16 protein-coding genes are annotated in these 19702 nt (G+C 67.4%); 10 read left to right on the top strand and 6 right to left on the bottom strand.

Going from position 1 to position 19702, the window contains the following annotated elements:
• Positions 1 to 62: 62 nt before the first annotated feature.
• A complete protein-coding gene (gene rpmB, locus ACU5AX_RS10105) occupies positions 63 to 359 on the bottom strand; it encodes a 50S ribosomal protein L28 (RefSeq protein WP_198354441.1) in 297 nt (98 codons plus the stop codon).
• Between the two features lie 179 nt (positions 360 to 538).
• Here rpmB and ACU5AX_RS10100 point away from each other — a divergent pair, with 179 nt between their 5' ends.
• Together ACU5AX_RS10100 and ACU5AX_RS10095 are read left to right on the top strand one after the other, a co-directional pair.
• On the top strand, positions 539 to 742 hold the full coding sequence (locus tag ACU5AX_RS10100) for a hypothetical protein (protein WP_198353767.1): 204 nt from the start codon (positions 539 to 541) through the stop codon (positions 740 to 742).
• 61 nt (positions 743 to 803) lie between these two features.
• Entirely contained in the window at positions 804 to 1232 is a 429-nt protein-coding gene (locus ACU5AX_RS10095; protein ID WP_446690950.1) for a nucleoside deaminase, read from the top strand.
• A 48-nt stretch (positions 1233 to 1280) separates the two neighbouring features.
• Here the strand turns inward: ACU5AX_RS10095 and ACU5AX_RS10090 are convergent, their stop codons facing one another.
• The gene (locus ACU5AX_RS10090) at positions 1281 to 1955 is read right to left on the bottom strand and encodes a YiaD family glycine zipper/OmpA-like lipoprotein (protein ID WP_198353766.1); all 675 of its coding nucleotides are present in this window, start codon (positions 1953 to 1955) and stop codon (positions 1281 to 1283) included.
• A gap of 170 nt (positions 1956 to 2125) precedes the next feature.
• Here ACU5AX_RS10090 and ACU5AX_RS10085 point away from each other — a divergent pair, with 170 nt between their 5' ends.
• On the top strand, positions 2126 to 3427 hold the full coding sequence (locus tag ACU5AX_RS10085) for a hemolysin family protein (RefSeq protein ID WP_198353765.1): 1302 nt from the start codon (positions 2126 to 2128) through the stop codon (positions 3425 to 3427).
• Between the two features lie 25 nt (positions 3428 to 3452).
• Here the strand turns inward: ACU5AX_RS10085 and ACU5AX_RS10080 are convergent, their stop codons facing one another.
• The 3 genes from ACU5AX_RS10080 to purD are packed head-to-tail and all read right to left on the bottom strand — an operon-like array spanning position 3453 to position 6539.
• Positions 3453 to 4550 carry a sialidase family protein gene (locus tag ACU5AX_RS10080; RefSeq protein WP_446690775.1) on the bottom strand — a complete coding sequence of 366 codons (1098 nt, stop codon included), beginning with the start codon at positions 4548 to 4550 and terminating at the stop codon, positions 3453 to 3455.
• On the bottom strand, positions 4547 to 5221 hold the full coding sequence (locus tag ACU5AX_RS10075; RefSeq protein ID WP_446690774.1) for a helix-hairpin-helix domain-containing protein: 675 nt from the start codon (positions 5219 to 5221) through the stop codon (positions 4547 to 4549). Before ACU5AX_RS10075 ends, ACU5AX_RS10080 begins: the two co-directional genes overlap by 4 nt.
• Positions 5222 to 5279: 58 nt before the next feature.
• Positions 5280 to 6539, bottom strand: a complete 1260-nt coding sequence (purD, locus tag ACU5AX_RS10070) for a phosphoribosylamine--glycine ligase (protein WP_446690773.1) — start codon at positions 6537 to 6539, stop codon at positions 5280 to 5282.
• On the opposite strand from purD, the gene xseA reads away from it, so the two are divergent.
• From xseA to ACU5AX_RS10045, 5 genes are all read left to right on the top strand, one after another.
• Positions 6538 to 7941 carry an exodeoxyribonuclease VII large subunit gene (gene xseA / locus ACU5AX_RS10065; protein ID WP_446690772.1) on the top strand — a complete coding sequence of 468 codons (1404 nt, stop codon included), beginning with the start codon at positions 6538 to 6540 and terminating at the stop codon, positions 7939 to 7941. The genes purD and xseA overlap by 2 nt on opposite strands.
• Positions 7942 to 7952: 11 nt before the next feature.
• The gene (locus ACU5AX_RS10060) at positions 7953 to 8153 is read left to right on the top strand and encodes a DUF2093 domain-containing protein (RefSeq protein ID WP_198353761.1); all 201 of its coding nucleotides are present in this window, start codon (positions 7953 to 7955) and stop codon (positions 8151 to 8153) included.
• Positions 8150 to 9001 carry a M23 family metallopeptidase gene (locus ACU5AX_RS10055; RefSeq protein ID WP_446690771.1) on the top strand — a complete coding sequence of 284 codons (852 nt, stop codon included), beginning with the start codon at positions 8150 to 8152 and terminating at the stop codon, positions 8999 to 9001. The genes ACU5AX_RS10060 and ACU5AX_RS10055 overlap by 4 nt, the downstream gene beginning before the upstream one ends.
• A gap of 287 nt (positions 9002 to 9288) precedes the next feature.
• Complete coding sequence (locus ACU5AX_RS10050; RefSeq protein WP_446690770.1) at positions 9289 to 12294, top strand: TonB-dependent receptor; 3006 nt, start codon at positions 9289 to 9291, stop codon at positions 12292 to 12294.
• Between the two features lie 90 nt (positions 12295 to 12384).
• Positions 12385 to 13779 carry a tetratricopeptide repeat-containing sulfotransferase family protein gene (locus ACU5AX_RS10045; protein ID WP_446690769.1) on the top strand — a complete coding sequence of 465 codons (1395 nt, stop codon included), beginning with the start codon at positions 12385 to 12387 and terminating at the stop codon, positions 13777 to 13779.
• Here the strand turns inward: ACU5AX_RS10045 and clpB are convergent.
• Positions 13767 to 16346 (bottom strand): ATP-dependent chaperone ClpB, encoded by a 2580-nt coding sequence (gene clpB, locus ACU5AX_RS10040; protein ID WP_446690768.1) that lies wholly within the window; start codon positions 16344 to 16346, stop codon positions 13767 to 13769. The two genes, ACU5AX_RS10045 and clpB, sit on opposite strands and share 13 nt — an antisense overlap.
• 197 nt (positions 16347 to 16543) lie before the next feature.
• Here clpB and ACU5AX_RS10035 point away from each other — a divergent pair, with 197 nt between their 5' ends.
• The gene (locus ACU5AX_RS10035) at positions 16544 to 19375 is read left to right on the top strand and encodes a M16 family metallopeptidase (RefSeq protein ID WP_446690767.1); all 2832 of its coding nucleotides are present in this window, start codon (positions 16544 to 16546) and stop codon (positions 19373 to 19375) included.
• Between the two features lie 24 nt (positions 19376 to 19399).
• The gene (locus tag ACU5AX_RS10030) at positions 19400 to 19699 is read left to right on the top strand and encodes a hypothetical protein (RefSeq protein ID WP_198354438.1); all 300 of its coding nucleotides are present in this window, start codon (positions 19400 to 19402) and stop codon (positions 19697 to 19699) included.
• Positions 19700 to 19702 lie beyond the last annotated feature (3 nt).

Genomic DNA, 19702 nt, shown 5'->3' with positions numbered 1-19702 from the left:
CGACAGCCCACCGTTCCAACGTTGAACGGCGGGCCGATCGGGCGTGTTGGTCGTAAGGAGGCTTAGGCCGCCTGAGCGGCGGACAGCTTCTTGACGATGTCGCGCTTCAGACGGCGGCAGCGCAGCGACAGCTTGTCATCATTGGTCTTGACCAGCCAGTTGTCGAGGCCGCCATTGTGCTCGACCGAACGCAGGCCATGCGTCGAGACGCGCAGGCGCACGCTCTTCTCCAGCGCGTCCGAGATCAGCGTCACGTTCTGCAGGTTGGGCAGAAACGTCCGCTTGGTCTTGTTGTTGGCGTGGGAAACGTTGTGACCCACCTGCCGGCCCTTGCCGGTCAGCTCGCAAATGCGCGACATCGCTTTGATCCTGAATTTCGCTTCGGGTTCCGGTTGCCCGGAAAGTCGGCGCCGATAGCGGTTGATGGGCATTTCGTCAACCTGGCCGTCGCGTCGCTGTCATGGTGACGTGCGATGCAACCGGCGTCGGATGGACTCGTTGTTACGCCCGTGAACCATTTTAGGGAAGGGGTGCCGGAATGCGTACGTTGCTCGCTCTGGTCGGGATCATCGCGCTGGTGGTGATCGCACTGATGTACTTCGGCTTCATCAACATCGACCAGACCCGCCCGGCCGTGGTCCAGGCGCCGCAGTTCAAGGCGGACGTCGCGCGGGTCAGCGTCGGTACCGAGAACAAGACCGTCGCCGTTCCGACCGTCGACGTCCAGAAGCCGGCGAACTGATCTTTACCCCCGCCTATCGGGGCGGCACAGCGGCGGAACCATGATCCCGTTGCCGCCCCCGATGCGCCAGGCGCTCGATGCCGCCCGCGAGGCGGCGAATCAGGGGGAGGTGCCGGTCGGCGCGGCGCTGGTCTGGCAGGACGCGGTGATCGCGGTCGCAGCAAACGCGCCGCGAGCCCTCTCCGACCCAACGGCGCATGCGGAGATGCGCGTGATTCGCGCCGCGGCGGCGACCCTGGGCCGGGATCGCCTCGAACAGGCGGAATTGTGGGTGACGTTGGAGCCGTGCGCGATGTGCGCTGGCGCGATCGCCCATGCCCGCATCGGTCGCCTCTATTATGCGGCAAGCGATCCCAAGGGCGGGGCGGTCGAACACGGCCCGCGTCTGTTCGGCCAGCCGACCTGCCACCACCGTCCCGACGTCTATGCCGGGATCGGCGAGGGCGAGGCGGCGACGCTGTTGCGCGATTTCTTCGCCGCGCGGCGCTAGCGTCGGCTCCCTCCCGCCGGTGGGAGGGGGCTAGGGATAAGTCACCGCTTACTGGCGCAGGTCGCTCTGATTGATCGGCACGATCTTGATCTCGACCCGGCGATTCGCCGCGCGGCCGGCATCGGTGTCGTTCGACGCGATCGGCTGGCTCTCGCCGAAGCCGCGCGTGCCGATACGCGCCGGCTGGACGCCGCGGCTCGATAGATAATCGGCAACGGCGACCGCACGGCGTTCCGACAATTGCTGGTTGTAGGCGTCGGAGCCGGTCGAATCGGTGTGGCCGTACACGTCGATATAGGTCTGGTTGTACTGGGCCAACGTATCGGCGACCTGGTCCAGCGTCCGCTGGAACTGCGGCTGCACCGCCGCGCTGTCATAGGCGAAGGTGATGCCCGACGGGATGTTGAGCAGCAGATTGTCGCCCTCGCGCACCACCTGCACGTCGGTGCCGCGTGTCCGCGCCCGCAGGTCGCGCTCCTGCTTGTCCATATAGGCGCCGATGCCCGCGCCGGCGAGGCCGCCGATTCCGGCGCCGAGGATCTTCTCGGTGCGGTCGCGCCGCCCGCCGACGAGGTCGCCGAGCACATAGCCGCCCAGCGCGCCGCCGATCCCGCCGATCGCCGTCTTCGACAGGCGCCGCTCGCCCGTTTCCGGGTCGGTGGTGCAGGCGCTGGTCGCGACCAGTGCGGTCAGCGCGGCGGCGGCGAGGATGTTGCTCTTCATATCGTCCCTTTCCTGATCGGTCCTAAGAACACAGGTCCGAAGCGGCTTGTTCCGCCTGCGATCTGAACCGGCCATGACGCGACCGCCGTGGCACGCAAGCTTTCCGGCCTGCACTGGACGCAGGCCATTGTCGTTGTCGCCGATGTCGGGCAAAGAGCGTCGACACGCCGATGGCTCCGCTCCCGCCCTTCCCCTGGATCGACGTCCTCATCATCCTCGCGCTGGTCGCCCTCAATGGCGTCTTCGCGATGAGCGAGCTGGCGATCGTCTCGTCGCGCAAGGCGCGGCTGGAGGCGATGGCGCGCAGCGGGCGCAGCGGCGCCGCGACCGCGGTGACGCTGGCCGCCGATCCCGGCAAGTTCCTGTCGACGGTGCAGATCGGCATCACCCTGATCGGCATCCTCGCCGGCGCTTATTCGGGATCCAGCCTCGGCGGGCCGACCGCGGCACGGCTACAGGCCCTGGGCCTGTCACAGCATAGCGCGGAGACCGCCGGCTTTGCGCTGGTCATCGGCCTGACGACCTATGCCTCGTTGATCATCGGCGAACTCGTTCCCAAGCAATTCGCCCTGCGCAAGCCGGAAACGGTTGCGGCGCTGGTCGCGGTGCCGATGCGCTGGATCGCGATCGGCTGCGCGCCGCTGGTCTGGCTGCTCGATTCGTCGAGCGCGCTGGTCTTTCGCCTGATCGGCCTCAATCGCGAATCGGAAGACCAGGTGACTGCCGAGGAGCTGCATCTGATCGTCGCGGAAGCATCCAAGTCCGGCGTGATCGAGGAGCATGAGCGCACGATCATCTCCGGTGTCGTCCGTCTTGCCGACCGGCCGGTGCGCGAGGTGATGACACCGCGCACCGAGGTCGACTGGCTCGACGTCAACGCCAGTGCCGACGAGGTGCGCGACGCGCTGCTGGCGTCCCCGCATACCCGGCTGCCGGTGGCGGAGGGGTCGATCGACGCGGTGGTCGGCGTGGTTCAAGCCCGCGACATCGCCGGCGCCCTGTTCCTCGGCAAGCCGCTCGATCTGGCACAGCTAATGCGCAAAGCGCCGGTGGTGATCGACCGGATCGATGCGATGGACGCGCTGATCGAACTGCGCCAGGCCGAGGTGCCGATGGCACTGATTCACGACGAATACGGCCATTTCGAAGGGATCGTCACCCCATCCGACCTGCTGGCAGCGATCGCCGGCGAATTCGTCTCGGACGCCGATCCCGACGACGCGCCGTCGTTGGTCGAGCGAGACGATGGCTCGTTGCTGGTCGCCGGCACGATGGCGGCCGATGCCTTGGCCGAACGGCTCGGCATCGACCTGCCCGAAGACCGCGACTATGCGACCATGGCCGGCTTCGCCCTGGCCGCCTTCCGCCATCTACCGGGCGAGGGCGAGCATTTCGAGGAACAGGGCTGGCGGTTTGAGGTCGTCGACCTCGACGGCCGCCGGATCGACAAGCTGCTCGTCAGCCAGGTCTGATCTGGTCCTGCCGGGGCGGAACCGTCTACTTCAACCGCCGCGGGTCGATGACGACGTGGCGGATGCGCGTCCGATTCCAGGTGTAGGTGACATGGACCAGCCCGTCGTGGGTCTGGATCACCGCGGGATAGGCATAGCCGTCGGGCATCGGCGCCGATTCGAGCGTCAGTACGGGGCGCCAGCGCACGCCGTCGTCGGACAGCGCGACGTTGAGCGGCCAACGCGGGCCGTCGCCGGGCCGGTCGGGCCAATGACCAGCGTGATTGTAAACGATCAGCTGTCGCCCGTCCGCCAGCGTCACCGCATCGGTGCCGGCATTGGGGTTGGGCAGGTCGATGGCGGCGAGCGGCGACCAGCTGCGTCCCGCGTCGCGCGACCAGCTCATCGCCAGCGCGCCCTGGCGGGTGCGTGCGACGATCTCCAGCCGCCCGTCCGGATAGTGCAGCACGCTCGGTTGGATCGCCTCGATCCCCATCGGCGACGCGATCGGCGGCAGCGCTGTCCAGTGAATCCCGCGGTCAGTTGAGCGTTCCATGCGGACGAACCAACGATTGCGTTCGGGCGTGCCCTCCTCGCGGCTGGACGGCGCGATCCAGGCGCCGTCGGACGCGACCGCCATCTTGTTCTTGATGGGGCCAAGGATGCCGTCGGGCAGCCGTTCGCCCGTACCCCAATGGCGTCCCCCGTCAGTGGAGCGGCGGACCATGCCCCACCATTCGCGCGGATTCGGTCCGACCTTGTAGAACAGCAACAGCGGGCCGCCCGGCGATTGGAACAATACGGGATTCCAGGTCGGGTAACGGGGCTGGCCCGGCGTGACGCCGTCGGCGACTACGATCGGCCGCGCCCAGCCATGGCGCGGATCGCGGCGCGCGAACCAGATGGTGACGTCCGGTCGGCCCTCGCCGCTGCCGCCGAACCAGGCGGCGGCGAGCGCACCATCGGCCAGCTCGACGATCGTCGAGGCATGCGCCTGCGGATAGGGAGGGGCCGGGTCGATGAACTCGCTCAGCACGATCGCGGCTGGGCGGGCCACGGCGCCCGTCTCTGCACGAGCGGCCATGACGGCAACGCCGGTGAACGCTGCCGCCGCCGCGGCAAGCAATGGGAAAGTGCGGCTCACAGTCGGCCGAAGACCGCCTCGAAACCCTTCACGTCGCCGGCCGCGAGCAGCCGCGCCTGTTCGACCCAGCGGTCACGGCTCAGTCGGCCGCGGAAGGTGCCGAGTTCCGCATCCAGCGCCGCAGCCTCGTCATCGCTCAGCACCGCCAACTGACCGACGCGGGTGATGCCGAGTTCGGCAAGCCGCGTCGCGACTTTGGGGCCGAGGCCCTTCAACTGTGTTACCGGCGCATCGGCAGGGTCGCTGGCGCTGTCTGTCGACGGCGCCGAGATGGCTTCCTGCTGCGGCCCGGCGGTGAGGGGGGCATTGGCGGCGATCGGTTCGTCGGCGAGCGGCTGCGTCGCGGCGGGATCGCCATCCGCCGGGGGGGGCGCCGGACGTATTGGAGGCTGGATCGTCGCGGGCATTTCGACGTCCTGATGCGTCGCGGCCGACGCGGACGGTTCGGTTGTTGCCGTCGCCGCGGGCGTGTCGCGACGCACCTCCTCGTTATGCGCGACGATCTGCCGCTCGGCGGCCTTGCGCCGTGCCTTCAGTCGAGCCCCCCAGACCAGGCCAAGGATCGCCAGGAGCGCGAAGATGCCGATCACCACCAGATGGGCGGTGGTGAAAAGCGTGGTAGTGTCGGGCAACAGGCTGCTGCCGGGAGCCGAAGTGGCGCTGTCGTTCATGCGATCATCCTAACGTCGCTGCGTCGGTCGGCAAAGATTGTCGTCGCAAGACGGTCGGTCAGCGCGCCAGTTCCCGCCAGCCGATGTCGCGGCGGCAGAAGCCGTCGGGAAAGCGGATCGCATCGACCCCTCGATAGGCGGCGTCGCGCGCGGCGCGGATGTCCGGCCCCGCCGCGGTGACGGCGAGCACCCGGCCGCCGGCGGCGACGAGACGGTCGCCGTCCTGGCGCGTGCCGGCCTGGAAAACCGTCGCGCCCATCGCCTCCGCCGCGTCGATCCCCGCGATCGTGCCACCCGCGGCGGGCGTTCCCGGATAGCCGCGCGCGGCCAACACCACCGTCATCGCGACATCGTCGGTGAACGCCGCAGGCGCGGCCGTATCCAGCCGCCCCTCCGCCACGGCGAGCAACAGGGCGACGAGGTCGCCGCGGAACCGCAGCATCAGCACCTGGCATTCGGGATCGCCGAACCGCGCATTATATTCGATCAGCTTCGGCCCGGTCGGCGTCAGCATCAGCCCGGCGTAGAGCACGCCGCTGAACGGCATGCCGTCCGCCGCCATCGTCCTGATCGTCGGCGCGACGATCTCGTCGATCGCGCGGCGTTCCAGCGCGGGGGATAGTACCGGGGCGGGGCTGTAGGCACCCATGCCGCCGGTGTTGGGGCCGGTGTCGCCCTCGCCGACGCGCTTGTGATCCTGTGCGCTGCCGAACGGCATCAGCGTCGTGCCGTCGGTCAGCACGAACAGACTCGCCTCCTCGCCGGTCAGGAATTCCTCGATCACCACCGGGGCGTCGCCGGCCGCGAACATCGCGTCGAACGCCGCCGTCGCCTCCGCCTCGCTGGTGGCGATCACCACGCCCTTGCCCGCGGCGAGGCCGTCCGCCTTGATCACGACCGGATAGCCGAACGTCGTGGCCAGCGCGGCCTCCGCCTCGGCGCGATTGCCGACGCGGACATAGCCGGCGGTCGGGATGTCGGCGCGGCGGCACAGATCCTTAGTGAACCCCTTGGATCCCTCCAGCTGCGCCGCCGCCTTGTTGGGGCCGAATACCGCTATGCCCGCCGCGCGCAGGCTGTCGCCCAGGCCGTCGACGAGCGGCGCCTCGGGACCGATGATGACCAGGCCGATCGCATGATCGCGCACGAACGCAACGACGTGCCCGTGATCCGTCGCATCAAGGGCGACGCAGGTCGCATGCTGCGCGATGCCGGGGTTGCCAGGCGTGGCGTAGAGCGTATCGAGGGTCGGCGACTGTGCCAGCCTCCACGCCAATGCGTGTTCGCGGCCGCCGGAGCCGACCAACAGGACGTTCATGCCCGATCCCTTTCTCGATGACGATCCGCGGCTGCTAGCCGAGCCGCGCCCCGGCGACAACGCGCTCGCGCTGTCGGTCGGCGAGCTCAGCTTCAAGCTCAAGCGCATGGTCGAGGGCGAATTTGGCCATGTCCGGCTGCGCGGCGAGATTTCCGGCTACAAGCGCGCCGCCTCGGGCCATGCCTATCTCTGCCTCAAGGACGATCAGGCGGTGATCGACGGCGTGATGTGGAAGGGGCAAATGGCCGGCCTGGCCTTCGCGCCGCAGGACGGCGTCGAGGTGATCGCGACGGGCAAGCTGACCACCTATCCTGGCCGGTCGAAATATCAGATCGTCATCGAACGGATGGAGCTGGCGGGCGCCGGCGCGCTGATGGCGCTGTTCGAAAAGCTGAAGGCCAGCCTCGCCGGCGAGGGGCTGTTCGATCCGGCGCGCAAGCGGCGCCTGCCCTATCTGCCGCGTACGATCGGCGTCGTCACCTCGCCAACCGGCGCGGTGATCCGCGACATCCTCCACCGGCTGGAGGACCGTTGCCCGACGCACGTCATCGTCTGGCCGGTCAAGGTGCAGGGTCAGGGCGCGGCCGACGAGGTCGCAGCCGCGATTCGCGGCTTCGACGCCCTGCCGGCGGACGGGCCGGTGCCGCGGCCCGATCTCGTCATCGTCGCCCGCGGCGGCGGTTCGATCGAGGATTTGTGGGCGTTCAACGAGGAGGCGGTCGTGCGGGCGGTTGCCGCCTGCACCATCCCGATCATTTCCGCGGTCGGGCACGAGACCGACACCAGCCTGTGCGATTATGCCGCCGACCTGCGCGCGCCGACGCCGACCGCGGCGGCGGAGCTGGCCGTGCCGGTGCTCGCCGACCTGCGCCTGACGGTGCAGAGCCATGCCGCGCGGACGCTGCGTTGCGCCAGCCGGTATGTCGAGCGCGGGCGCGAACGACTGACGGCGATGGCGCGATTGTTGCCGAAGCGCGACGCGCTGCTCGGTCCGCAGCGCCAACGCGCCGACGAGGCCGGGCAGCGGCTCGACCGCGGCCTCGAGCGGCGCGTCGCCAGCGCCCGCAGCCAGCTCGACCGGGCGGGGGGCGCGGTACGCCCGGCGCTGCTGCAGCGGCAATGGGAGCGACAGCGCGATCGGCTGGCGGCGACCTGGCGGCTGGCGGCGTCGCTCAATCCCGACGCGGTGCTCGATCGCGGCTATGCACGGGTGACGACGCGGACCGGCGATACGCTGATCAGCGCCGCCGCGGCGCGCGAGGCGGGGGCGCTGACGCTGCGCTTCCGCGACGCCCCGCTCGACGTCGTGGTCGACGGCCCGCCCGTGCCGACCGGCAAGGTTGAGGCGAAGCGGGCGCGCCCCTATGTTGCCGCCAAGCCCGATCAGCCGACGCTGCTCTGACAGGATCTCGCATGCTCGTTTCCAATTCCGACCGGCCTGCGCGGCTGCACTATATGGCCAACGGCTTCCGTGTGCTCAGCCCCGGCGACCATGTCACCTGCGCGGTGACCGGCGCGCGTATCCCGCTCGACCTACTGCGCTATTGGAGCGTGACGCGGCAGGAGGCCTATGCCGGCGCCGACCAGGCGAGCGAGGCCCTGCGCCCGCAATGAGGCGGTGGGCCGCCGCGGCGCTGCTCGCGCTGGCCGCCGCGCCGACCTTGGCGCGGCAGGCAGAACCGGTCGCCGGCCAAGCCGCAGATGCGGTGTTCCGCTGGAGCGGTACCGCGAGCCAGGGCGGCCTGATCCATATCTTTGCGCCGATCGGCACGACGACACTGACTCTGGATGGCGTAGCGGTGCCGCTCGCTGGGCGTGACGGCCTGATCGGCTTCGATCGCGATGCCGGTCCCGATGCGGTGCTGACCGCGACCCTTGCCGACGGTCGCAGCGTCAGCCAGCATATCGCCGTCGCGCCGCGCGCGTGGCGGATCGAGCGGCTCGATACGCTGCCACGCTTCCCCGCCCCCGATCCCGTCTTTGCGCAATTGCGCCCGCCCGAACTCGCCCAGATCGACGCCGCGCGGCATCGTCGCACCGATGCGCAAGGCTGGCGCCAACGCTTCCTCTGGCCGGCGACCGGACGCATCTCCGGTCTGTTCGGGGCGCAGCGTGTCTATCGCGGCGAGCCGGGCAGCTACCATGGCGGCACCGACGTCGCGCTGCCGACCGGGACGCCGGTCCGGGCGCCGGCGGACGGGGTGGTGGTGCTCGCCGCCGAAACGCCCTTTACGCTGGAAGGCCATCTGCTGATGGTCGACCACGGCATGGGCCTTTCCAGCGCCTTCCTGCATCTATCGCGGATCGACGTGGGTGTCGGCGACACCGTGCGGCAGGGGCAGGTGATTGGCGAGGTCGGCGCTACGGGACGCGCGACGGGGCCACACCTGCATTGGGGCTTACGCTGGCTGGACGCACGGCTCGACCCGATGCTGGTCGCCGGCCCGATGACGACGCGATAACGTCTGCACGCGGATGCAGCATTTTTGCTGTGTCTGCTCAGCAAACTAGCAATTTTGCGTCGCGAAACCGGCCAAAGCCTGCCGTTGTGTGGCTTTTTCGGCACATTGGTCATGAAAGCTTCATGTTCCGATGAACGCCACCTTTACAGTGCCGACGCAGGTCTGCTTTCTTCCGGGTCATGTCTCTTGGGGGCTGCGTCAGCAGCTTAAAGGGGGCTTGGCACAGCCCGGGGGCGGCACCGTATAAGCGGGCCGACACACCCCCTCGGGCCAAGCGAGGGAAACACATGATCGAAACTTTGAACTTCGCGCGCCGCGCGTTGCGCGCCGGCACGGCGTTCCAGGCGCTGGCGCTGATGGGCGCCGGCGTCGGGCTGGTTGCGCTGGCCGCTCCGGCCACTGCGCAGGATTACACCAACGTCACCGCATCGGGCCGCGTGCAGTCGACCGAGGGGCGGCCGATCGCCAATGCGACCGTCGAACTGCGGTCGGATCGGCAGGGCTTCAGCCGCACCGTCACCACCGACGCCAACGGCGGCTTCCAAGTGCCGCAGATCCCTGCCGGTACGTACACCTTCACAATTACGGCCGATGGCTATGACACCTATACCGAAGCCGCCATTCCGCTGACGCAGTCGGGCGCCGCCAACCAGTTCACGCTGGCCAGCGCGGGTTCCGCGGCCAATTCGGGCGATATCGTCGTCACTGCCGGTCGCCAGCGCGTCGCCGACTTCAACCAGACGACGACCGGTGCGGTCATTAACGTGTCCGACCTCGCCAACCGCGTTCCCGTCGCGCGCGACATCAACTCGATCATCCAGCTGTCGCCGGGCACCGCGCAGGGCGATTCCGCGTTCGGCAATCTGGCGTCGGTCTCGGGTTCGTCGGTCGGCGAGAATCAGTTCTTCGTCAACGGCCTGAACATCACCAACTTCCGCAACTTCCTCGGCGCCAATGCCGTGCCGTTCGAATTCTACGATACGGTCGATGTCAAGAACGGCGGCTATCCGGCGGAATTCGGTCGTGCGACCGGCGGCTTCGTCAACGCGACGACCAAGTCGGGTTCGAACACCTTCCACGCCGGCGCGCTGTTCATCTGGGCACCCCGCGATCTGCGCGACACGTCGCCGAACACCCAAACTGCCGACAACGATTCGGCTTATTCGGAAGACACGCGCGCCGACTTCTATCTGTCGGGTCCGATCATCAAGGATCACCTGTTCTTTTACGGCCTTTATGAGAACCGCTACGTCAAGTCGGGCTCGGGCGGCCTGATCAGCAAGACATTCACCGACACGAAGACCACTTCGCCTTTCTTCGCTGGCAAGGTCGACGCGATCATCACCGACGGGCAGCGGCTCGAATTCACCTATTTCCGTACCACCGGTGAATCGACCAACGTCTATTCGACCTACGATCCGACCACGAACCGTATCGGTGCTTATCAGTCGAACAACATCAGCCAATATGGCGGCGACAATTACGTCGGTCGCTATACCGGCACGTTCGCAAAGTGGCTGACCGTATCGGCCGCTTATGGCCGCAGCAACGACCGTCAGAACACGATCTCCAGCACACCGAACCTTGCGACGGCGATCGACTATCGCTCCGGTACGCCCGGCGTGAACAATGCGGCGGGTGTTCTGGTCCCGGGATCGAATGCCGTCACGACGCAAACGCGCAACGAGGACAAGCGCGAATTCTATCGCGGCGACGTGGACATCTATGCCAAGTTCCTCGGGTCGCATCACTTCCGCTTCGGTTACGATCGTGAGAACCTGACCACGATCGGCACCACAAACTATACCGGCGGCGCATATTATCGCATCTATAGCTCGGCGACGCTGGGCGATTACGTCATTCGCCGCCAGTTTGAGAACGGTGGCTCGTTCACGTCCGAAAACACCGCTTATTATGCTGAAGATCAGTGGTCGCTGTTCGGCAACCGCCTATCGTTGAACCTCGGCATCCGCAACGATCGCTTCGAGAACAAGAACCCCGTCGGCACGACCTTCTACAAGTCGGGCAATCAGTGGGGGCCGCGTCTCGGCTTCACCTTCGATCCGATCGGTAACGGCCGCAGCAAAATCTATGGTTCGTTCGGCCGCTACTTCCTGCCGATCGCAGCGAATACGAACATCCGCTTGGCGGGCGCGCAATACGACGTGTCGGACTACTTCCTGCTCAGCGGCATCGGTGCAAACGGTCAGCCGATCCTCGGCGCGCCGATCAACACGCGCTCGCTCTGCATCCGTAACACGAACCGCAACTGCAGCATCACCGGCAATGGTGTCGTGCCGTCCACAGATACGACGGTCGGTACCAATCTGAAGCCGCAGTCGGTGGACGAATACATCCTCGGCGGTGAATTCCGTCTCGGTCAGTATTGGAAGTTCGGTACCTTCTTCACGTATCGCAACCTGAACCGCGCGCTGGAAGATTCCGCGATCGACCAGGCGGCGATCAAATACTGCAACGCCAACAATCTCGGCTGCGCCGGCCTCTACTCGGGGTTCAGCCAGTACGTGCTGAACAATCCGGGCGAGTCGCTCGATGTCACGCTGCTCGACGGCACCAAGGCGACGTTGACCCCGGCACTGCTCGGCTACCCGAAGGCGACGCGCACCTACAAGGCGATGACCTTCACTGTTGATCGTGAGTTCGACGGCAAGTGGAGCATCTCGGGTTCGTACACGCTGGCATCGAACGTCGGTAACTACGAAGGCGGCGTGAAGTCCGACATCGGTCAGGCCGATACGGGCCTGACCCAGGACTTCGACCAGCCCGGCTTCACCTATGGCGCATACGGTTATCTGCCGAACCATCACCGCCATAACATCAAGCTGTATGGGTCGTACGCGATCTCCGACTTCTTCTCGGTCGGTGCTAACCTGCAGGTGGTGTCGCCGCGTAAGTTCGGTTGTATCGGTGTCGTGCCGACTAGCATCGACCCGTACGCAGCCGCCTATGGCGTTGCCGGTAACTATTGCCGTTACGCCAACGGCTCGGTCAGCAACTCCAATCCAATCGTGCTGGTGCAGCGCGGCTCAGCCTTCCAGTCCGACTGGCAGACCAGCCTCGATCTGACCGCGCAGTTGGTCCTGCCGACCGATGCGATCAACGGCTCGCTGCGCTTCGAGGTCTTCAACGTCCTGAACTCCAAGGCGGTGCTGAAGCGCAACGAATTCGGCGGCGTCGACGACTCGACGCTTTCGGCGGCGAACAATTATAAGCTGCCGACCCAGTATCAGGCGCCCCGTTACGGGCGTGTCACGCTGGCGCTTCGCTTCTAAGCGTCACGATCAGCACGACTCACCTAGGGGCCGGGAAACCGGCCCCTTTTTTGTTGCCCGTGGCGCCCGCCCCCGCTTAGGTCATGACTAATGACGTCGCCTTCCGCCGCATTGGCCGCTCTGCAGACCGCCTTCGGACGGCGGGATCGCCGGACGATCAACGCCATCCTGTATGAGCTTCTCGATCGGGACGCGAACATCGGCGATCGGTGGCCGATGATGGCCGATGTCCTGGCCATGCATGGGGAATGGACGCTGGCGATCCGGGCAAGTGAACGGGCTGTCAGCTCTGTCCCGAACGATCGCGCCCGGCGGCTGGCGCTGGCCGCGGTGCTCGCGCGTAGCGGGCGACACGATGCGGCGCGCGCCGCCCTCGAAAGGCTGCTGACGCAGGCGCCGGACGACGCCGTTCTCCACCATTTCGCCGGCGCGCTTGCATCCGAAGACGGCCGTTTCAACGCGGCCGAAGATCATTTCCGGCGGGCCCTGGCCCGGTTTCCGGCGTCCGGACAGACATGGCTGGAGCTGGCGGCGATCCATACTTTCACTGTGGATGATCCGCTGTTCGGTCAGATGCGTGACATATCCGGGAAGCCGCCGGCGGCGCCCCTGCACTATGCGCTCGGCAAGGCATGGCATGATGTCGGGGAGTTCGATCGGGCCTTTGCCGATTTCATCGCCGGCGCGCGCATCGTCGCGAAGGAACGCCCCTATGATGCGCACACGGACCGCCGCGAAGCGGAGGCCGCCATCGCCGGCTGGCGTTCGCGCGCGCTGCCGGGTGGGGATGGCGGTGCAGAGACCATCCTTATTACCGGCCTGCCGCGGTCGGGAAGTACGCTGGCCGAGCAGATTTTGAGCAGCCATCCGCGTGTTGCGGCGGGCGGCGAGCTCAATGTTCTACCCATCCTGCTCGGCGATCGGCCGCCCGACCGCGGCGATGTCGACGCGACCGCTGACGAGTATCGCCGCTTGGTCGGCGAGCGGCTGACGTGGAACGATCGTGTCGCCGACAAGACGCTCGACCTCGGACGCCGCCTGGGCCAGGCGTTGACCGTGCTGCCCGGTGCACGGTTGATCTGGATGCGCCGCGCGCCGCTCGATCTCGCCTGGTCATGCCTGCGCACCTATTTCGCGCAAGGTGTGCCATGGAGCTGGGACCAGCGGTCGATCGCCCGACATATTCGGATCGAGGAGATGCTATTGTCCTTCTGGCGGGAGCGGCTCGGCGACCGCCTGCTCGTCGTTGACTATGAGGCGCTGACCGCGGACCCGACCACCCAGATCCGGCGAATGGAAGAACATGTCGGGCTCGATCACGACGAGGCGACGCTCGCGCCCCATCACAACACCCGCCCGGTGCTGACGTCGAGCGTGTGGCAGGTGCGCCAGCCGCTCAGCCGCCGCGGCGTCGGTGTCGCCGAACCCTATCGGCGACACCTGGAGCCCTTTCTCCGGGAATATGAGGCGGCTCAGTCGACCTGAAGCGCCAGCTTCCCTTCGCCCTCGTCGACGTGCACCGTCGACCCGTCCTTGACCTCGCCGCGCAGAATCGCCTCGGCCAGCGGGTCCTGCAGATAGCGCTGCACCGCCCGCTTCAGCGGCCGCGCGCCATAGACGGGATCGTAGCCGACCCGGCCGAGCCACGCGCGCGCCGCGTCGGTCAGATCCAGCGTCACCTTGCGGTCGGCGAGCAGCTTGCCGACGCGCGCGACCTGGATGTCAACGATCGGCCCCATATGGCCCTGACCCAGCCGGTGGAACAGGATCACCTCGTCCAGTCGGTTGAGGAATTCCGGCCGGAAGTGCGCACGGACGATCTCCATCACCTGCGGCTCGACGGTCTCGACCGGCTGCCCCTCCTCCAGATTGGCGAGATACTGGCTGCCGAGGTTGCTGGTCAGGATGATCAGCGTGTTGCTGAAATCGACGGTGCGGCCCTGGCCATCGGTCAGCCGGCCATCGTCGAGCACCTGCAGCAGCACGTTGAACACGTCGCCATGCGCCTTCTCGACCTCATCGAACAGCACGACCTGATAGGGCCGGCGCCGCACCGCCTCGGTCAGCACGCCGCCTTCCTCATAGCCGACGTAGCCGGGAGGCGCGCCGATCAGGCGCGCAACGGCGTGCTTCTCCATGAACTCGCTCATGTCGATGCGCACCATCGCGCTCGCGTCGTCGAACAGAAATTCAGCGAGCGCCTTGGTTAGTTCGGTCTTGCCGACACCCGTCGGCCCGAGGAACAGGAACGAGCCGAGCGGTCGATTGGGATCCTGAAGACCCGCACGGGCGCGCCGTACCGCCGTCGACACGGCGCGGACCGCGTCCGCCTGGCCGATGACACGCTGGCCAAGCACCTCTTCCATCTTGAGCAACTTCTCGCGCTCGCCCTCCAGCATCCGGTCGACCGGCACGCCGGTCCAGCGGCTGACGACGCCGGCGATATCGTCGGCGGTGACCTCCTCGCGCAGCATCGCGCCCTTGGTCGCGCCCGCCGCCTCCGCCAGCTGCTTCTCCAGCGCGGGGATGCGGCCGTAGGACAGCTCGCCCGCCTTGGCGAGATCGCCCTGGCGCTGCGCCTGCTCCAGCTCGAGCCGGGCGGCGTCGAGCTGTTCCTTGAGCTTGGCCTCGCCCGCGATCTTGTCCTTCTCGGCCTGCCAGCGCGCAGTCAGTTCCGCCGACTGCTGCTCGAGATTGGCGAGCTCGTCCTCCAGCGTCTCCAGCCGATCGATGCTGGCGGCGTCGGTTTCGCGGCGCAGCCCCTCGCGCTCGATCTTGAGGCGCAGGATACGGCGGTCGAGGCCCTCGATCTCCTCGGGCTTGCTCTCCACCTCCATGCGGATACGGCTGGCGGCCTCGTCCATCAGGTCGATCGCCTTGTCGGGCAGGAAGCGGTCGGTGATGTAGCGGTTGCTGAGCGTCGCCGCCGATACGAGCGCGCCGTCGGTGATCCGCACGCCATGGTGCAGCTCATACTTCTCCTTGAGCCCGCGCAGGATCGAGATCGTGTCCTCGACCGTCGGTTCGCCGACGAAGACGGGCTGGAACCGCCGCTGCAACGCCGGGTCCTTTTCGACGTGCTTGCGATATTCGTCGAGCGTGGTCGCGCCGACGCAATGCAGTTCGCCGCGGGCGAGCGCAGGCTTGAGCAGATTGCCGGCGTCCATCGCGCCTTCGGATTTACCTGCACCGATCAGCGTGTGCATCTCGTCGATGAACAGCACGATCTGGCCCTCGGCGCCCTTGACCTCGTCGATGACGCCCTTCAGCCGCTCCTCGAACTCGCCGCGATATTTCGCGCCCGCGATCAGCGCGCCCATGTCGAGCGCCATCAGCGTCTTGTCCTTGAGCCCGTCGGGTACGTCGCCGTTGGCGATGCGCAGCGCGAGGCCTTCGACGATCGCGGTCTTGCCGACGCCGGGTTCGCCGATCAGCACGGGATTGTTCTTGGTGCGGCGCGCCAGCACCTGGATCGTACGGCGGATTTCCTCGTCGCGGCCGATGACGGGATCGAGCTTGCCGTCGCGCGCCGCCTCGGTCAGGTCGCGCGCGAACTTCTTGAGCGCATCGTAGCGATCCTCGGCGCTCGCGGTATCCGCGGTACGGCCGCCACGCAGCTGGTTGATCGCGGCGTTGAGCGCCTCGGCGCGGACGCCCGCCGCCTGCAGTGCCTTGCCGGCCGCGGTGTTGAGGCTGAGCGCGAGCGCGACCAGCAGCCGTTCGACGGTGACGTAACTGTCGCCCGCCTTTTGCGCGATCTGCTCGGCCTGGTCGAGCACGCGGACTGCGTCGTTCGACAGGCCGGGCGAATTCTGCGCCCCCGAGCCGGAGACGGCGGGGATTTTCGCCAAGGCGGCGTCGATTTCGGTCGCGGCTCGACGGGCGTCGCCGCCCGCGGACTGGATCAATCCGGCCGCCATGCCCTGCTCGTCTTCGAGCAGCGCCTTGAGCACATGTTCGGGCGCGATCTGCTGGTGGTTCATGCGGATCGCGACGGTCTGCGCGGATTGCAGGAAGCCCTTCGCGCGGTCGGTGAATTTCTCGAGATTCATCTGGAGGCCCTGTTTCCTTGGGGTGTCAGATGGTGTTGCATTTGAGCAACACAAGGGGGTGGCAGATCGCGTCGAGAAGATCGCGGCGCCGGACACCGTTCGTCAAGCGACAGTGTAGGGTCGACAAGCCCCAACACTATTGCACGGTCGTTATCGACCGTTATGCTCCCCTCAAACACCGGATGGGGAGACTCCGAATGAAGACGCTTTGGCTCGCGGGCGCGGCATTGACTGCGCTTGCCACACCGCTTTCCGCGCAGACCGCCAAGCCGGTCCCTGCCGCGGAACTGGTCCGTCAGGTCAACATCCCCTATCAGCAGTTCACCCTCGCCAACGGATTGCGCGTCATCGTCCATACCGATCGCAAGGCGCCGGTCGTTGCGGTCAGCGTCTGGTACGATGTCGGCGCGAAACACGAGCCGAAGGGTTCGACCGGCTTCGCGCATCTGTTCGAGCATCTGATGTTCAACGGATCGGAAAACGCGCCGGGCGACTTCTTCGAGCCGCTGAAGCAGGTCGGCGCGACCGACTTCAACGGCACCACCAATCTCGACCGCACCAATTATTTCGAGACGGTGCCGACCGCGGGCCTCGACCGCGCCCTGTACCTCGAGTCGGATCGCATGGGCTATCTGCTCGGCGCGATCACGCAGGCGAAGCTCGACGAGCAGCGTGGCGTCGTCCAGAACGAGAAGCGCCAGAACGACAACCAGCCCTATGGACTGGTGCAGTACAAGGTCACCGAGGGCCTGTATCCCGCGACGCATCCGTACGGCCATACCACGATCGGTTCGATGGCCGATCTGGACGCGGCGAGCGTCGATACGGTCAAGAACTGGTTCCGCGACCATTACGGCCCCAACAATGCGGTGCTGGTGCTCGCCGGCGACATTGATGTCGCCACGGCGAAACCGCTGGTCGAGAAGTATTTCGGGGCGATCAAGCCGGGGCCGAAGAGCGTCCGGCCGAATGCGCCCGTTCCCACGCTCGCCGCGCCCAAGGCGGAGACGATCAAGGATCGGGTCGCCGCCGTGATGGTCAGCCGCTTCTGGACCATTCCGGGTGGCAACGATCCCGATTCGGCCGCGCTCGAGGTCGCCGGTTCGGTGCTCGGTGGGCTGGCCTCGAGCCGCCTCGACAACATTCTGGTCAAGCAGGAGAAATTGGCGGTCAACGTGTCGGCGGGGGCGAGCCCTGGCGCGCAGGTCGGCACCTTCTCGATCCGCGCGATCGTGCGGCCGGGCGTCGACCCGGCGCTGGTCGGGCAGCGGATCGATGCGATCCTCGCCGATTTCCTGAAGAACGGCCCGACCGCGGACGAGGTCAATCGCGTCGTCACCACCCGGGCGGCCGGAACGATCGAGGGACTGGAATCGGTCGGCGGCTTCGGCGGCAAGGCGGTCGCGCTGGCGCAGGGCGCGCTGTTCTACGACGATCCGGGCTATTACAAGAAGCGGCTTGCGGCGCTGGCCGCGCAGACCCCCGCCAGCGTCAAGGCGGCGGCAGACAAGTGGCTGACGCGTCCGGTCTATGCACTGACCGTCGAGCAGGGGCCGCGTGCCGCCTATGAGGAGGCGCGGGTGCCGGCACAGACGCCGGTCGTCGCCGCGCCCGACACGCCGGTGAAGGGCACCCGTGGGCCGCTGCCCGCGGTCGGCCAAGTCGCCGCGCTCAGCTTCCCGACGGTGCAGCGCGCGCGCCTGAAGAACGGCATCGAACTGGTCTATGCGCAGCGCAATGCAGTGCCGGTCACGCAGATGTCGTTGTCGTTCGATGCCGGCACCGCCGCCGACGTGCCGGGCAAGCTCGGTACGCAGGGCGTGACGCTGGCGATGATGGACGAGGGCATCGAGGGCCTGAATTCGATCCAGCTCGCCGAGGCCAAGGAGCGGCTGGGCGCGACGATCGGTGCCGGCAGCAGCACCGATCGCACGCTCCTGCAACTGGAAGTGCCGAGCGCCAATCTCGTGCCCGCGCTCGACCTGTTCAGCAAGATCGCGCGCGCGCCGACCTTCCCCGACGCCGAACTGGCCCGCGTCAAGCAGCAGACGCTCGCCGGCATCGCGCAGGAACTGACCAGCCCGAACGGCCTGGTCGGCCGCGTGGTGCCGCCGCTCGTCTACGGCCCGACCTACCCCTATGCCAAGGCCCAGGGGGCGGGGGATCCGCGCGCGGTCGCCAGCCTGACCCGCGCCGACCTCATCGCCTTCCAGCAGGCGTGGCTGCGGCCCGACAAGGCGAAGGTGTTCGTGGTCAGCGATCGGCCGCTTGCCGAGGTCAAGGCCGCGCTCGACGCGCGCTTCGGCGACTGGCAGCCGACCGGGGCGGCGGGCGTCAAGGACTTCTCCGCGCCGCCGCAGCCGTCCGCGCCGAAGATCGTGCTGGTCGACCGGCCGGACAGCCCGCAGTCGGTGATCGTCGGCGCGATCCCGACCGCGCTGAAGGGGACGCAGGATACGCTGCCGCTGACCACCGCCAACGACGCGCTGGGCGGCAGCTTCCTCAGCCGGCTCAACATGGACCTGCGCGAGACGCGCCATTGGTCCTATGGCGCCAATGGCCGCTTTCAGACCGCGGTCGAGGCCGCGCCCTATGTGATCAGCGCGCCGGTGCAGGCGAACCAGACCGGCCCGTCGCTCGCCTCCGCGCGCGACGACGTCGTCGGCTTCCTCGGCAAGCAGCCGATGACACAGGAGGAGTTCGATCGCGCGATCAAGGGCGGGATCAATGCGCTGCCCGGCAGCTACGAGACGTCGGATGCGGTGCTCGCGGCGATGCAAGGCAACGACACCTACAAGCGCCCCGACGATTACCAGATGACGCTGGCGACCCGGCTGCGCGGCTTCACGCTGCCGCAGCTCAACGCCGCCATTCAGGGCGCGCTCGATCCCAAGCGGACGATCTGGATCGTCGTCGGCGATGCCGCCAAGGTGAAGCCGCAGCTTGACACCCTGGGGCTGCCGGTCGAGGTCGTACCGGCGAGCGCAGTCGCCGGCACTCCTGCCGGCGCGGCGCCGGTCGCGAAGTAACCCTTTGTTTCTCGGAGAGTGATGATGGCCGAAATCGACGGCACCTGGGACTGCACGGTCAAGTCGCCGCTGGGCGACCAGAACATGACGCTGACCATCGCCACCGACGGGGGCAGCTTCACCGGCACCGCGTCGGGCGCGATGGGATCGAGCGACATCAGCGGCGATGCCGCCGGCAATACGATCACCTGGAAGCAGCAGATGACCTCGCCGATGCCGATGACGCTCGACATCGAGGCGACCGCGGACGGCGACACGCTGACCGGATCGGTCGGCGCCGGCGCCTTCGGCAGCTTCCCGCTGTCGGGGACCCGCACCGCGTGAGGA

The sequence above is a fragment of the Sphingomonas benefaciens genome (genome assembly GCF_052907485.1).
The sequence above is the reverse complement of the archived record's forward strand: the minus strand, read 5'-3'. Positions and strand labels throughout refer to the sequence as shown.